At 58.8% G+C, this 13,970-nt stretch carries 10 protein-coding genes; 1 reads left to right on the top strand and 9 read right to left on the bottom strand.

All coding sequences use genetic code 11. The features are described 5' to 3' along the window. Positions 1 to 324 precede the first annotated feature (324 nt). Both PM3016_RS28750 and PM3016_RS28760 read right to left on the bottom strand, forming a co-directional pair. Positions 325 to 1,920, bottom strand: a complete 1,596-nt coding sequence (locus tag PM3016_RS28750; protein WP_014371864.1) for a GGDEF domain-containing protein — start codon at positions 1,918 to 1,920, stop codon at positions 325 to 327. Between the two features lie 1,116 nt (positions 1,921 to 3,036). Then, on the bottom strand, positions 3,037 to 3,633 hold the full coding sequence (locus PM3016_RS28760; protein WP_014371865.1) for an SDR family oxidoreductase: 597 nt from the start codon (positions 3,631 to 3,633) through the stop codon (positions 3,037 to 3,039). A 171-nt stretch (positions 3,634 to 3,804) separates the two neighbouring features. Between PM3016_RS28760 and PM3016_RS28765 the strand changes: the two genes are divergently transcribed. After that, positions 3,805 to 4,440 carry a TetR/AcrR family transcriptional regulator gene (locus PM3016_RS28765; protein ID WP_014371866.1) on the top strand — a complete coding sequence of 212 codons (636 nt, stop codon included), beginning with the start codon at positions 3,805 to 3,807 and terminating at the stop codon, positions 4,438 to 4,440. A gap of 84 nt (positions 4,441 to 4,524) precedes the next feature. Here the strand turns inward: PM3016_RS28765 and PM3016_RS28770 are convergent, their stop codons facing one another. From PM3016_RS28770 to PM3016_RS28800, 7 genes are all read right to left on the bottom strand, one after another. Next, positions 4,525 to 5,541, bottom strand: a complete 1,017-nt coding sequence (locus tag PM3016_RS28770; RefSeq protein ID WP_014371867.1) for a substrate-binding domain-containing protein — start codon at positions 5,539 to 5,541, stop codon at positions 4,525 to 4,527. Beyond that, the gene (locus PM3016_RS28775; protein ID WP_014371868.1) at positions 5,538 to 7,346 is read right to left on the bottom strand and encodes a cache domain-containing sensor histidine kinase; all 1,809 of its coding nucleotides are present in this window, start codon (positions 7,344 to 7,346) and stop codon (positions 5,538 to 5,540) included. The genes PM3016_RS28770 and PM3016_RS28775 overlap by 4 nt, the downstream gene beginning before the upstream one ends. Further along, positions 7,343 to 8,971 (bottom strand): helix-turn-helix domain-containing protein, encoded by a 1,629-nt coding sequence (locus PM3016_RS28780; RefSeq protein ID WP_014371869.1) that lies wholly within the window; start codon positions 8,969 to 8,971, stop codon positions 7,343 to 7,345. The genes PM3016_RS28775 and PM3016_RS28780 overlap by 4 nt, the downstream gene beginning before the upstream one ends. A gap of 128 nt (positions 8,972 to 9,099) precedes the next feature. Then, a complete protein-coding gene (locus PM3016_RS28785; protein WP_013919955.1) occupies positions 9,100 to 10,122 on the bottom strand; it encodes an ABC transporter substrate-binding protein in 1,023 nt (340 codons plus the stop codon). Between the two features lie 36 nt (positions 10,123 to 10,158). Beyond that, positions 10,159 to 11,148, bottom strand: coding sequence for an ABC transporter permease (locus PM3016_RS28790; RefSeq protein ID WP_013919956.1), 990 nt, complete (start codon positions 11,146 to 11,148; stop codon positions 10,159 to 10,161). A gap of 12 nt (positions 11,149 to 11,160) precedes the next feature. Then, entirely contained in the window at positions 11,161 to 12,651 is a 1,491-nt protein-coding gene (locus tag PM3016_RS28795; RefSeq protein ID WP_014371870.1) for a sugar ABC transporter ATP-binding protein, read from the bottom strand. Positions 12,652 to 12,842: 191 nt separating this feature from the next. Next, the gene (locus tag PM3016_RS28800) at positions 12,843 to 13,958 is read right to left on the bottom strand and encodes a glycoside hydrolase family 88/105 protein (RefSeq protein ID WP_014371871.1); all 1,116 of its coding nucleotides are present in this window, start codon (positions 13,956 to 13,958) and stop codon (positions 12,843 to 12,845) included. Between the last annotated feature and the right edge of the window lie 12 nt (positions 13,959 to 13,970).

Consider the following 13,970-nt stretch of genomic DNA (forward strand, 5'->3'; position numbering starts at 1 on the left):
CGCCTGGGTCTAAGGATTCGGAGTACTGCGATCGGTGGAGAACGATCCCTTCGAAGGGTGCACCTTCTATGAAAGGGGTTTCATTTGGCTAAATTTTACTCCCGTCCTCCGCCTATTGTCAAGCGATTTGTTGAAACCGCTTTATTCAACGGGTGCTCCCCTTTTATTCACCTGTTTGTTTGGGAATGGTGTGGGATTGGTGTGGGATTGGTTTGTGCGGCATCTCGAAGAAAAGAAACAGGCGTAACGCAGCAGCGCACGCCTCTCCCTTCTTCCCTCGTCTGTCGGCGGAACCTGAAGCCTTGAGGAACGCCTTATCCCGCCTTATCCCACTGGCAAAAGCTCCTCCGCCGCAGCCGTCCGGTTCCGGCCGCTCCGCTTGGCCTGGTACAGCGCCTGGTCGGCCCGCTCGAACACCTCGCCGAAGGTCTCTCCGTGCCTCGGGCAGGCCGCCGCCCCGATCGATACGGTGATCGGCCTGCCCGTCGGCGACACCGTGTGCTCCATCCGGCTGCGGATCCGCTCGGCCAGATCCAGCCCGTCCTCCAAGCCCCCGCCCGGCAGCAGGACCACGAACTCCTCGCCTCCGAACCGGAAGGCGAAGCTCTCCCCGCCCGCTTCCAGGCTGATCATGCGGGCCAGATGCACGAGGGCCTCATCCCCCGTCTGATGCCCGTACACATCATTCACCGATTTGAAATGGTCGATGTCCAGCACCAGCAGCGCATACGGCTGATTCCCGGTCTCCATGTCCGCCACCCGCTCCTCCAGGCACACCCGGTTGGCCAGCCCGGTAAGCCCATCGGTCCTCGCCTGCTCGCTCATCCGGTCGGCCTGGTGCTGAAGCGCACCGACCGCCCACATCATCGCCTTCGCCAGGTGATGCGCCTCGTAGTTCCAATGCCTCGTGAACGGCGGATCGACCATCCGTTCCCCCGCCGAAATCTGCCGGGCCGCAGCCGTCAGCGCCGCGAAGGGCGCGGCCAGCTTCCGGGCGATCCCCAGGCTCACGAGCAGCATGAGGACGAACAAGGGAAGAATCCACGCCAGCTGGGCCTTGATCAGTACGCCCAGTGCTTCGTCCACCACTTCCGCCGGGGACTGGAACACGATGCCCCAGCCGATCTTCGGAATCGTCAGATATCCTGCAAGCACTTCACGGCCTTCGGTATTACGAACCGCCGCATAGCGGATATCCTCATTCGGGAAGGTTTGCCGGAGCACCTCCGGTGCGATCAGTTCGCCGGACCGCTGGTCGTCGGGATTGAGCATCACCTGCCCCCTTTCGTTCACAAGATAAGCGTACGTCCCGTTCTTGCTCCGGCTCGCATGCTCGAAGAAGTCGCTGAATACGTTCCTCTCGTCGAGATCGATAACGCCCGCCACGACACCCAGCCGCTGCCCGTCCCGGTTCATCACCGGGTGGGACACCAGCACCGCGCAGTGGCCGTTGGGTGCTATGAAGGCTCCGGACACGAAGGGACGGGGAAGCGCCAAGGCCATCTCTACGACTTGTTCGTCCAGCGCTTCGCCCGCCTGCATCAGCAGTCCGGGCGTGCTTGCACGGACGACCCCCTTGGCGTCCAGGAGCACCGCCCCTGCAAAAAAGCGCCGTCCCCCCAGCATCTCGTTGACATATCCCGCCTGCTGCTCGAGCGGACCTTCCTGCCCGCCGATGAATTTGGCCGCAGCCCCCAGTTCACGCATCATCAGATCGAGCAGCTTGTTCATCGATACGTTGAGATTGCGGGCGCCTTCGAAATTCGACTGCAGGATCGAATCGGTCATCGAGTCATTCTGCTTGGTCAGCGCCACCCCCGTGAGCACCGCTGTCGTTCCCGCCAGAGAGAAAGCCAGCAGCCCGGTCAGCAGCACCTGAAATTTAATAAGGCCCAGTCTTTTCGGTATCCATCCGGGCATCCCGTCACACTCCTACATTTATACAGACTGGCCACTATTTTCGACACGTTTCCCCATATTTCCTGCCATGCTTCGACAGTTTTCTTTTCATTTGATAAGAATATCCCTGATGCGGGCCCTTTAAGATCTCTGCGTGCGAGTCCATTACACGGGGAGGAATGGGTATCGGGTTCCAACCGCTCTCGAAGTCGTATCCAATTTGATTTATTTAGCGGTCAGGACACGACTTGAAAGACGGCCCGTAAACTTCGCCCATCCCCATCCCCTATCTCATCTCCGATAAGAAAAATAAGATGTGCATAACGGGGACAGCGGTGCGGGGATTACGCCTGCCGGACGGCTGGTTTCAGCTGAAGCCGCCGCAGGTGGATCTGAGAGTTTGATATCGGAACCCTGGTCAAGCTGAGTGACGGACGTACCGGGGAGATCGTGTTCCCGGACCGTGCTGAACCGCTATTTGCCTCAGGAGGCCGCGACCGGCGACCTGGCAGTGCGGGCCGGAAGTTGTGCGGGTCAGCGTCCGCCTTGGTGACCGATCGTTTCGGCAGGACGCCGGAACGTTCGTTTTAAAATAGCGGAACTCCGATGCCTTATTCGACTATTTCCCATCATTTCCCGAAGAATAGCGGAACTCCGATGCCTTATAAGGGGAAAATGGCCTGGAAACGGTGCTCCTCCCTACAATAGCGCATCTGAGTTCCTTTATTTCTGAAGGGAACCATCGAGAAGCGGAAATAACGCACCGTGCTTCCGTTATTTTCATAGACGGCTTGCGCGCCAGCAGGATCAAGTCCTGGCGAGATATAAATTCTTATATTTCAATATATAAAAAAACTTGAAGGGCACGGGGCCGATCAAGTTCATCATCAGTACATCATCACCTGTTCTGTTCTCTTTCGTTATCGAAAGCTCCCCGCGATCCATGACATAAATTCAGCGTCCGGGCGCTCCCTTCTCATGTTCATGACAAACTCCGCATCTTCCCCTGCAAGATACCGGAACTGATCCGTTCCGTCTGACGCGGCCCGGTAGATGGTCCTGGCGATGAGTTCGGGCGAGGAGCCGTTCGCTTGAAAACTCTCCACCTGCTTCTGCAGCACTGTCTCCGTGTAGTCTTTATAGGCTTCGAGTGAATCGCTTCGGATCAGATCCAGCGACCGCCCCGTCGAAATCCGTGTGCACGTTGCCGGGCTCCACCACCTTCACCCTGATCTTGAGGCCCGCGAGCTCATAATACAGGGACTCCGAAAATCCCTCAAGAGCCCATTTGCTGGCATGATACAGGGTTAATAACGGAAAGGCCACCCTTCCGCCAATCGATGACACATTGATGATCGTTCCTTCCTGGTTGGTCCTGAAATGAGGGAGAATCGCCTGCGTCATACGAAACACACCGAACACATTGACATCAAACTGCCTATGGATCTGCTCTTCCGATGCCGCCTCAAATGCACCGAATGCCGCATAACCGGCATTATTCAGCAGGACATCGATTGTACCGAAACGCTCGATCCCCTGGCTCAGGGCCTCCTGAATCGTTTCTTCGCGTACAACATCCAGCCTTGAAACCAGAACCCGGTCCAATCGGCCGAGTTCCGTCTCCTTCTCCGGCGAACGCATCGTTGCGATTACATTCCACCCCTGCTCCTGAAAGTATAAAGCTGCGGCGCGTCCGATCCCTGAAGAAGCTCCCGTAATCAAGATGGTTTTCATGGTCATCCTCCCTTGGTTTCGCTGTACAGGAAAAATTATACACCGGGAACAGATCAAAGTAAACTAATTATACTAATTTAGTTCATTTATTATTTTTCGTTCATTTATATAGTTTATTTAGCCTGCGGATAAGCATATAATGGAGTTATACCTAAGAGTGGAGGGTCTGGAGTGAGGAAGCCGGGAAGTGTGGATCAATATATCGAACGAATCAAGCCCGTTGTCAGAAAAACCAGGTTCAGTCAGCTCAAAATCGACGAGGTCGCCAAGGTAATGGATATCAGCAAGGCCACCCTTTATAAGTATTTTTCTTCGGGTGAAGACATCATCTCTACGATTGTAGATCACTATACGGACTATATGCTTCAGGCGGATACCCTGGTCCAAGAGGACTCGGTTCCTTATCCGGAACGGTTTCAGAGGCTGTACGGGCATTCGCTGCGGTGTGTGATCTACGGCTCCAATCTGTTCATGCAGGATCTTCAGGAAAACTATCCGCCGTTGTACGACAAGCTCGCTGCAGCCCAGCAGGTCCGGAATAAAAATTTAACCCCCTTCTATGAGTCGGGCATGGAGAAGAAGATATTCAACCCCATGAATCCCATTCTATTTATGATCCAGGACGAAGCGGTCCTCCGGTCGATCGTGGAGCCTCTGTTCTGCGTCCAGTATGACCTTACCCTGAAACAGGCGCTTCTCGATTTTTATACGCTGAAGAAATTCCAGCTGCTTACACCGGAGCACCTCCAGGCGGTGGACGACTCCATCATCGAGAACGAGATCGTACAGCTCCTGCAGAGCCTGTAAGATACGATATCCCGATAAAGAAAATGCGAATAGGGCACCCGCCGGAGCAGGTCATCCTGCCCGCCGTGGTGCCCTTGCCTCCCTCTATTCCCGCGATTCCCCGACCAAGCCTCCATACGCTTCGCTGCCGAACGGGAACAGCAGCTTCTGGTTTGCCTTCGAGAACATCGTGCTTCTCGTCACGGTGACCGCCCCCGTATCGACCCAAGGAGCAGCAGCGACTCCCGAAGAGGCCTCGACGGCTGTTTTGACCGCCAGATACCCCATGTTGAACGGCTTCTGCACAACGATGGCCTGAAGGACGCCTTCCTCCAGAAAGGCGATTTCCCTCATCGAGCTGTCGAAACCGACCATCGGCACCCTTCCGCCCTCCGGCTGCCCTTCCTTCAAGGCTCGGGCCGCCCCCACGGTGGAGGGCTCGTTCAGACCGATGAAGCCGTCCAGCTCACTGGCTGCCGCAGTTTGCAGCAGCTCCGTGGTCAACCGGTAGGCGAGCTCTTCCTCGGCATTCGTATAGAGGGTCTGCGCTACGGTGATCCCTTTCTCCTCCAAGCTGTCCCTCACCCCTCTTTCGCGTTCCACCGCAGGGGTCGAGCCTTTCACGAAGCTGATGACCGCCACCTTGGCCCCCGGCTTCAGCAGGGCCCCCATCGCATCGCCGACCTGCCTCCCGGCCGCATAATTGTCCGTGGCGATCAGGCTGGCGGCCGCCTCTGCACTCAACCCCGAATCGACGGTAATGAGAGGGATTCCCGCCTCCTTGATCCGGGTGCATACAGGCAGCAGCCGATTGGAATCCGCAGCCGCCAGGATGATGGCCCGGGGCTTCCGGAGGATCGCCTCCTCCAGCAGGCGGATCTGCCCTTCGATCTCGGTCTCCGCCGCCATACCGGCCATCTGCACCTCCACGCCGTACTCCCTGGCGGCTGCCTCGGCTCCTTGCCGCATCGCCTGCCAGAACGAGATCCGGGGATCCGTCGTCTTCGGGATGAGCAGAATCGGCCTGCTCTTGGCATCGGCGCCCGACGTCCAGCCGTAATATCCGAGTCCGGCGGCAAGCAGCAGCAGTACCGCCAGGACCACTCCCCATCCTTTATTCAACCCGCTGACCCTCCCTTGTCCTCCAGCTCCGGAAGCCGGATCGTCACCGTTGTCCCTTCCTCCAGTTCACTCTCGAACCCAAGGCCATAGCCCGGCCCAAAAGCCAGCGCGATCCGTTGATGGACATTATGCACGCCTACGCCGGAGCCTCCGGGAGCCTCCTTAGTGCGGGGAGTCCCGCCCAGTATCGTCTGCAGCTTCTCCGGGGTCATGCCGACGCCGTCGTCCGATACCGCCAGTTCAATCCCTCCGGCCCCCCGCCGCCCTGAGATGCGGATATGGCCCGGCTCCGCCTTGTGCTTGATCCCGTGGTAGATGGCGTTCTCCACGATCGGCTGCAGAACGAGCTTTACGATGGGGTACGGGTACAGCTCCTCCGGCACTTCAATGGAATAGGTGAACTTGCGGCGGTACCGGATCTGCTGGATCGTCAGGTAATGACGGATCTGCTCAAGCTCCACAGCGAGGGGGACCCATTCTTCCCCTTGGTTAATGCTGGAGCGGAGCAGCTTGGCGAGCGCGGAGGTCATCGTGACGACTTCATCCACCTTCCGGGTTTCGGCCATCCATATGATCGAGTCGAGGGTATTGTATAGAAAATGGGGCTTGATTTGAGCCTGAAGCGCTTTCAGTTCACTGATGCGCTTCTGCTCCTGCTCCTGTACGATCTGCTCCATGAGATCCTGAATCCGGCCGATCATCACATTGAAAGTTCTCGCCAGCTTGCCGATCTCATTCGTGCTCTCAATCTCGACACGCTGCCCGAAGTCCCCCTTCTCCGCCAGCTTCATATGGCCTTCCAGCGCTTTGATCGGCCGGGTCAGCCTGAAGGACAGGATCACCGAGATCGATAGGGCGACGGCAAGGCACAGGCTCCCCCACAAGGCCGCGGACCCCTGCATGGCACGCTTGTTGCGGGCGAGATCCTCCGGATACACGACACCGACGACCTTCCAGCCGAACCGGGTTGTCGACACGGTGTAGATCTTCTGCTCCGCGCCCCTTCCGAAGGTCATCGTCCCGTCCCTGGACTCCAGGATGTCCGGTATCCGCTCCGTCTTCAGCTGCGTATTCAGGATCTGCTGCTGCGGATGATACACGAGGTCGCCGGAGGGCGCCAGGATAAATACATATCCCCGCCGGCCGAGCTGGATCTGCTTGCACAGGTTATCGATCACGCTGTAGTTCAGATCCACCAGCAGCACGCCTCCGTCCGCCCCTTCGCCCGAAGGCTTGGCGGCGGTAGAAGGAAGGGCTTTACTGATGGATACGACCCACGGGTACTCTCCCCTGTACAGCTGCTGAACATGCGAGGAGGTGATGGCCGTGCCCCCCTCCAGCTGATGCGCATTCAAGTACCACTCCTGCTGCCGCACTTCCGAAGAGGGCTTGAGGCTCTCCCCGCTCCGCCCTCCGACCATTCCCCCGTGCCCGCCGACAAAGAGAATCGAAGCCATATCTTTCCGGGAAGCGAGGACCGAGCGGAAATAGTCGCCGAGCCGCCGTCCCAGCTCCTCCCCTTCTTCGCTGTCCTGCCGCGGCAGGGAGGCATACCGCTTCAATTCCCCGCTGCTGAGCGCAAGGGATGCAATGCTCTCCATGCTGTAGATGTAATTCTCGACATTCGTGTGCACCTGCCGGACCAATTCCTTCGTATACTCCAGCGAAGTGCCGGTCACCGCATCGGAGGAGAGCCGGTAAGCGGTATAGCTGAGAATGATCGTGGTGCAGAGAATGAGGGCCGAGAACGCCAGCGCGATCTGCGTGTGGATGCTCTGATATTGAAAGAGCCGGACGCCTCTCATACCGTCTCCCCGGCTGCTGCGAGCAGGCGGAATTCCTTGGGCGTCCTGCCGGTATGCCGTTTGAAGATGACGCTGAAATACTGCGGGTCGGGGTATCCCACACGGGAAGCGATGTCGTAGGCCTTGAGAGCCGTCGCCGCCAGCAGCTCCTTGGCCTTGTCGATCCGCAGACGGGTCAAATATTCCACGAAGGTCAGTCCGGTATGCTGTTTGAAGCAGGCGCTGAAGTAGCTGGCACTCATATAGATGTGGTCGCAGACCTGCTGAAGCGACAGGCTCTCGCTCACATAATGCTCCTTGATATAAGCCTCGGCGAGGTGCATCTGAGACTGGGTGGCCAGGCTCCGCCGCTCACCCAGGGTACAGATCACCCGGTGACAGAGCCCTTCCAGCCACTGCTTCAGCTGATCCAGGGTTCGGAGCGCCCTCATCTCCCGGAACGGATCTTCGCCGAATACCTCCGCTTCGCCGCAGCCCGTCTCCGCCACCCAGTTCATCAGGGCCACCACGAACTTATACAGCATGCCGTAGCATTTCTCCACCGGAAGACCGGCCGACCTCCATTCTTCAAGCCAGGCGGAGAGGACGCTGCTGACCTGACTTCCCTTGCCCATTTTCAGAGCCGACAGCAGCTTCTTCTCCCATTCCAGATATTCCATGGAATGCAGGCTCGTCCCCTGCTCCAGATCGCTGATGCACAGAATCCGGTTGCTTCCGAGCAGCAGGCGGTAATCCAGCGCCGAGCCCGCTTCCCGGAACGACCGGGGGACCTGCGTGAGGGCCGTACAATGCCTTCCTATGCCGATCGTCAGGGTAAGCTTCAGGTACTTCTCCACGCTGTAGGCTGCGTGAGCGGCCAGGTTCTGCGCGAGCGGCCCGATGCTCTCAGGCAGGCCGCAGAGCAGGACGCCGATCCGGTCGTCCCGCGTACGAAAGACCGCCCCGCCGTTCTCCTTCTCGAAGATTTCCTGAAAAATATTGAACACGGCGAAGTGCAGCAGTTCAAGGTCCGAACCGGCATCGGCGGCCCCTCCGGCAGCCTGGGGATTCTGCCGCGGATCGATGTCCGCCACCATGGACACAAAGGCCGGGCCCGGCAGCGTCAGCCCAAAATACTCCAGCTTCCGGTGCAGCTCTTCCCTCTTCATGACCGAGGCCGACAAGCGTTCCAGGAAACGCTCCTTGAGGAGGGGAAGGCTCTGGTTCAGCTGCTGCCGGATGACGCTGAGGTTCTCTCTGGAGGCCCGCTGCTCATCCAGCTCCGTCTTCAGCCTGCCAAGGAAAGCCATAAATTCCCTGGCATTGATCGGCTTGAGCAGATACTCATTCACCCTCAGCTTGATCGCCTCTTTGGCATAGTCGAACTCTTCGTAGCCGGTGATGATCACGATCTTCGTATCCCGGCTGATCTCCGCCGCGTAGCGGCTGAGCTCCAGCCCATCCATGAAGGGCATGCAGATATCGGTAATGAGGACATCCGGGCGCAGCGCTTCCAGAGCTTCGGCCGCATCCCTGCCGTTCTCATAGGCTCCTGCCAGCCGGAAGCCGCAGGCGACCCAGTCGGTCTTCTCCATAATGCCTTCCCGGACCTCATCTTCATCGTCTACCAGCATCAGCGAATACATTTCGATCGACCTCTCCGCATTCCAGAATGACCTACCGCAGCAAATATGTAACCGCTTTATTCATTGTACAACGAATGCCCAAAGAGACAACCCCTTGCGGAGCTGTCCCATTCGGCTTGGCAGCTGTACTAATTATAGAGCAGCGGCTTGATCGTATCCGAATCCATATTGCTCTTGTCGTACCAGTGGAAGCCCGTGTCGATGGTCTTCGGCACACTCTCGCCTTTGACCGCCATGGCCGCCGCCTTGACGGACCAGTAGCCGATCCCGATCGGATCCTGTGTAATGGCCCCCGCCATCCGGCCGCTTCGGATCGCCTCGATCTGCTGCTTGCCGGAGTCGAAGCCGATGATCACGAGCTTCTCCTTCTTCAGCTCGGCGGCCGCGTTGAGCACGCCGATCGCGGAGCCTTCATTGGCGCCGAAGAAGCCCTTCACGCCGGGATGCGCCTGGAGGATCGCCTTGGCCAGGTCCGTGGACTTCAGATGGTCGCCTCCGCCGTATTGAACGTCCACGATGCGGATCTTCGGATACTTCTCCTTGATCCGGTTCACGAAGCCGTCGCGGCGGTCGACGCCCGTTCGGCTCGTTTGGTCATGAACGATCAGGGCAATCTCGCCCTCCTGGCCGATCAGCTCCGCCATCTTATCCGCTGCCAGCGCCGCGGCCGCCTTGTTGTCCGTGGCCGCCGTCGTAACCGGCACGTCACTCTCGACGCCGGAGTCAAAGCCGACGACCGGAATGTTCTGGGCTTTGGCCTTCTGCAGCAGCGGAGCGACGGCTTTGCTGTCCAAGGCGGCGAGGGCGACAGCCTGCGGTTTCTTGCCGAGTGCGGCCTGCAGCATCTCGATCTGCTTATCCACCTGCGTTTCGGACTCCGGCCCTTCGAACGTAATCTCGACCTGATACTCCTTGGCCGCTTTCTCCGCGCCCTGCTTGACGGCCTGCCAGAACTGATGCTGGAAGCCCTTCGAGATGACGGGAATATACACCTTCCCGGCAGCCTGGCTGTCCCCGGCCTTCGATGCTTCCGATGAAGCCGGCGCATTCGCCTGCTGCGATCCGCCCCCGTTCCCCCCGCAGGCGCCCAGAAGGGCTGCCGCCATCACGGTCACTCCGGCAAGCGCAAACCAAGATTTCTTTTTGGCCATACGTCTTCTCCCCCTTGTTTCGCTTAGGATCAATGACTACTTCTTCCGGCGCCGCAGCATATCCGCATAGACCGCAAGGATGACGACCAGCCCGACGATCACCGTCTGCCATTCCTGCGGAACGGACAGGATGCGCAGCCCATTCGTCAGGACGCTCATGATCAAGGCGCCGATCACGGTACCCAGAATCGAGCCCTGCCCGCCGCTCAGCGAAGTTCCGCCGATGACGACCGCGGCGATGGCTTCCAGCTCATAGCCCGCGCCCAGGGCAGGCTGCGCCGAGTTGAGACGCGATGCCATCAGGATGCCGGCAATCCCGCTGAAGGCGCCGGTAATCGTGTAGATGATGATTTTCCACTTATCGACGTTGACGCCGGACAATCTCGTCGCTTCTTCATTGCTGCCAAGCGCGAAGGTGAAGCGCCCGATGATCGTCTTGGAGAGGATGATGCTGGCAATGACCGCCAGCCCGAAGAAGATCAGCACCGCATTCGGGATATCGAAGCCCGGTACGACCGCACCGATCACGGAGCCCATGGCGATGTCCATGAAGAGGGGAGCGTCGTTGAAATAAATCGGCTTCGTTCCCGAGATGACCAGCGACAAGCCCTTGGTGATCATCATCATGGCCAGGGTGGCGATAAAGGGCGGGATCTTCAGCTTGGCCACGGCCAGCCCGCTGAGAAGTCCGCAGACGGCCCCTGTAAGAATGCCTCCGATGATGCCGAGCGGCATGGGAAGCTGCCAGGTGGTGATGATGACGCCGGTCATCACGGAGGCGAAGGTCATGACGGTGCCGACGGAGAGATCGATGCCGGAAGTGATGATGACGAACGTCGAGCCCAGCGCCAGCACGCCGATCACCGCCGTGGACAGGATAATCGCAACCAGGTTGTCGAAGCGGAAGAAGTTGCTTGAAGCCAGAGAGAAGACGACCACCAGCAGGATCAGGCTGGCAAAGGCAAGCACCTTCTGCATGGCCCCGGTCCGGATGGAAGGCTGGCGGTTCAGTGAAACGACTTTCATGGTACATCCTCCTTACGTTCGCATCGTAGCCAATCTCATGATTCTCTCCTGCGTCGCTTCCCCGCTGCTCAGCTCTCCGGTGATCCGCCCCTCGCACATCACGAGAATGCGGTGGCTCAGCCGCAGAATCTCGGGCAGCTCCGAGGAAATCATAATGATCGATTTGCCCTCTTCGGCGAGCTGCTCCAGCAGGGCGTAGATCTCGCTCTTGGCCCCCACATCAATCCCCCGGGTCGGCTCGTCGAAGATCAGAATGTCACAGTCCCGCGTAAGCCATTTGCTGATAACGACCTTCTGCTGGTTGCCTCCCGACAGGAACTTGACGGGCTGTCCGGTGCCCGGAGTTTTGATCTTGAGCGACTGGACATACCGTTCGGCCGTCTGGGCGATCCGCTTGTCATCCATCCAGCCCCACCGCGCGCAGCCGGCATAGCTGGCCACCGCGATATTCGTCTTCACGTCCATCTCGGTCAGGAGACCGAACTGCTTGCGGTCTTCCGATAGATAACCGAGACCTTGGGCGACCGCATCGTGAGGCTGCTTGATGCTCACCGGCCTGCCGTGGATCCGGATCTCCCCCCGGTCGACCGGGTCCGCCCCGAAGATCGCCCTTGCCGCTTCGGTGCGCCCGGCCCCCATCAGTCCCGCGAAGCCCAGGATTTCGCCCTGCCGCAGATGGAAGCTGATATTCCTCAGCTGCGTCCCGCGGCTTAAGTCCCGCACCTCCAGCACGACCGGGTTCCGGTTCTCCGCCGCGGAGGGTCTCGAGAGATGCCGGATCTGCCGGCCCACCATCATCGCGATGATCTGATCGATGGTGATGGACTCCGTCCGCACGGTATCGATATAGCAGCCGTCCCGCATGACCGTAATCCGGTCCGTGATGCGCTTCAGCTCCTCCATCCGGTGGGAGATGTAGACGATGCCTACCCCCTGGCTGCGCAGCTGTTCGATGATCCGGAACAGCTCTTCGATCTCCGATTGGGTCAGCGCGGCCGTCGGCTCGTCCATGATGAGCACCTTGGAGTCGAAGGAGAGGGCCTTGGCAATCTCCACCATCTGCTGCTTCGCTACCGTCAGCTCGGAGACCGGAGTGCCCGGGTCCAGCTGCAGGTGAAGCCGCGCGAACAGCTCCTGTGTCCTGCGGTGCAGCGCCTTCTCGTCGAGAAACCAGCCCCTGCGCGGCTCGCGGCCGATGAAGATGTTCTGGGCCACCGTCAAATGCGGCATCATGTTCAGCTCCTGGTGGATGATGCTGATGCCCATCTCCTGGGCCGCTTTGGTGTTCGGGATCTCGACCTCCCGTCCTTCGTACCGAATCCGGCCCTCGTCCTTGGCGTACACTCCGGTGAGGATCTTCATCAGGGTCGACTTGCCGGCGCCGTTCTCCCCTACGAGCGCATGCACCTCGCCGGCATGCAGCTCGAACCGGCACCCATCCAGCGCAAGCACACCGGGGAACCGCTTCACGATTCCTTCCATGGATATCAAGGGTTCACCCATAACCTTCCCCCCTTCCCGTCTTATTCGCTGCCTATGTGTCTCATTGTAGAGCCTGAAGGGCAGCAGGAGAGTGGAGGAATCTATGGGAAAAGTTTCATTTTTCTCCTGTAGCCCTATCCTCCGGGAGGAAATAAAAAACAGGCGCCCGAAGTTCGGTACGCCTGTGATCCCATCACTGTGAAGGCTGCTGCTTAAGAAGCAGCCTGATTAAGAAGCCGCTTGATTTCGTTGTACGCCATAAGCAGCGGCGCCGCGCCGTGCCCGTTATTGTCCACGATCTTCTCGCTATGAAGATAATAGTCGACGCTGCCGTCCCGGACGGCACCGGTATCGGGATGTGTGCCGAGACCCGCGCTTCGGCAAATCCCGCCCAGCAGCACTTCCCCCTCCTCTTCCCGCACATAACGGCTGACCGTTCCGTCGAAGGCCTTCTTCCCGTGCCCTGCATATTCGCCCGGCAGGAAGCCGAGACGGACCCCCTTCAGGATGGCGTAGGCCATCATGAGGGTACCGCTGCTCTCGAGATAATTATCCGGATGGTCGGCCCGGTCGACCACCTGATACCACATCCCTTCGCTGTGCTGATGCCGCAGCATGTCGTCTATGGTATCCTGCAGATCCTGCTGCAGGAACCCGGCGTCGGCCTCCTCGCCCTCCAGCAGCTCCAGCACGTCGACAAGTGCCATCACATACCAGCCGACCGCCCGCCCCCATACATTCGGGGACTGGCCGGTGACCGGGTCGCTCCAGAACATCTGCCGGCTCTCATCATAGGCATGGCTGTAGAGCCGCTTCTTCTCGTTGTAGATGTTCTTCCGGACGTTGCGGAACTGGGCAAGCGTATCCGAATACTCCTTAGGTTCGGCAAACTGCTTCGTATATTGAACATAGAACGGCTGTCCCATGTACAATCCGTCTAACCATACTTGATGAGGGTAATTGGATTTGTGCCAGAACGCCCCCGAGTTCGTCCGGGGATAGTGGGACAATTGCCCGTAAAGCAAATCCATAACACGTTTATATTTCGGGTCGCGCTCCCGCTCGTATAAGGGAAACAGCACGGTGGCCATTCGAATCTGGTCGATATTATAATAGGCTGGGTTGACAGCGGAGATATTCCCCTCCTCATCATACAGCCGGTCGATGAACCCCTTGACGAACTGATAGTCCTCTTCACTGCCGGTCTGCGCCCAGCTGTCCAGATACGCCTTCAGAATGCAGCCTTCAATATAATGCCAGCGGACGGAATACCACTTCGGTTCCGCCCTGTACTGCGCCTTCATCTTGTCCACAAGCCCGTATTCCACTGGTTCTTCGCT

Source organism: Paenibacillus mucilaginosus 3016, assembly GCF_000250655.1.
GTDB lineage: Bacteria > Bacillota > Bacilli > Paenibacillales > NBRC-103111 > Paenibacillus_G > Paenibacillus_G mucilaginosus.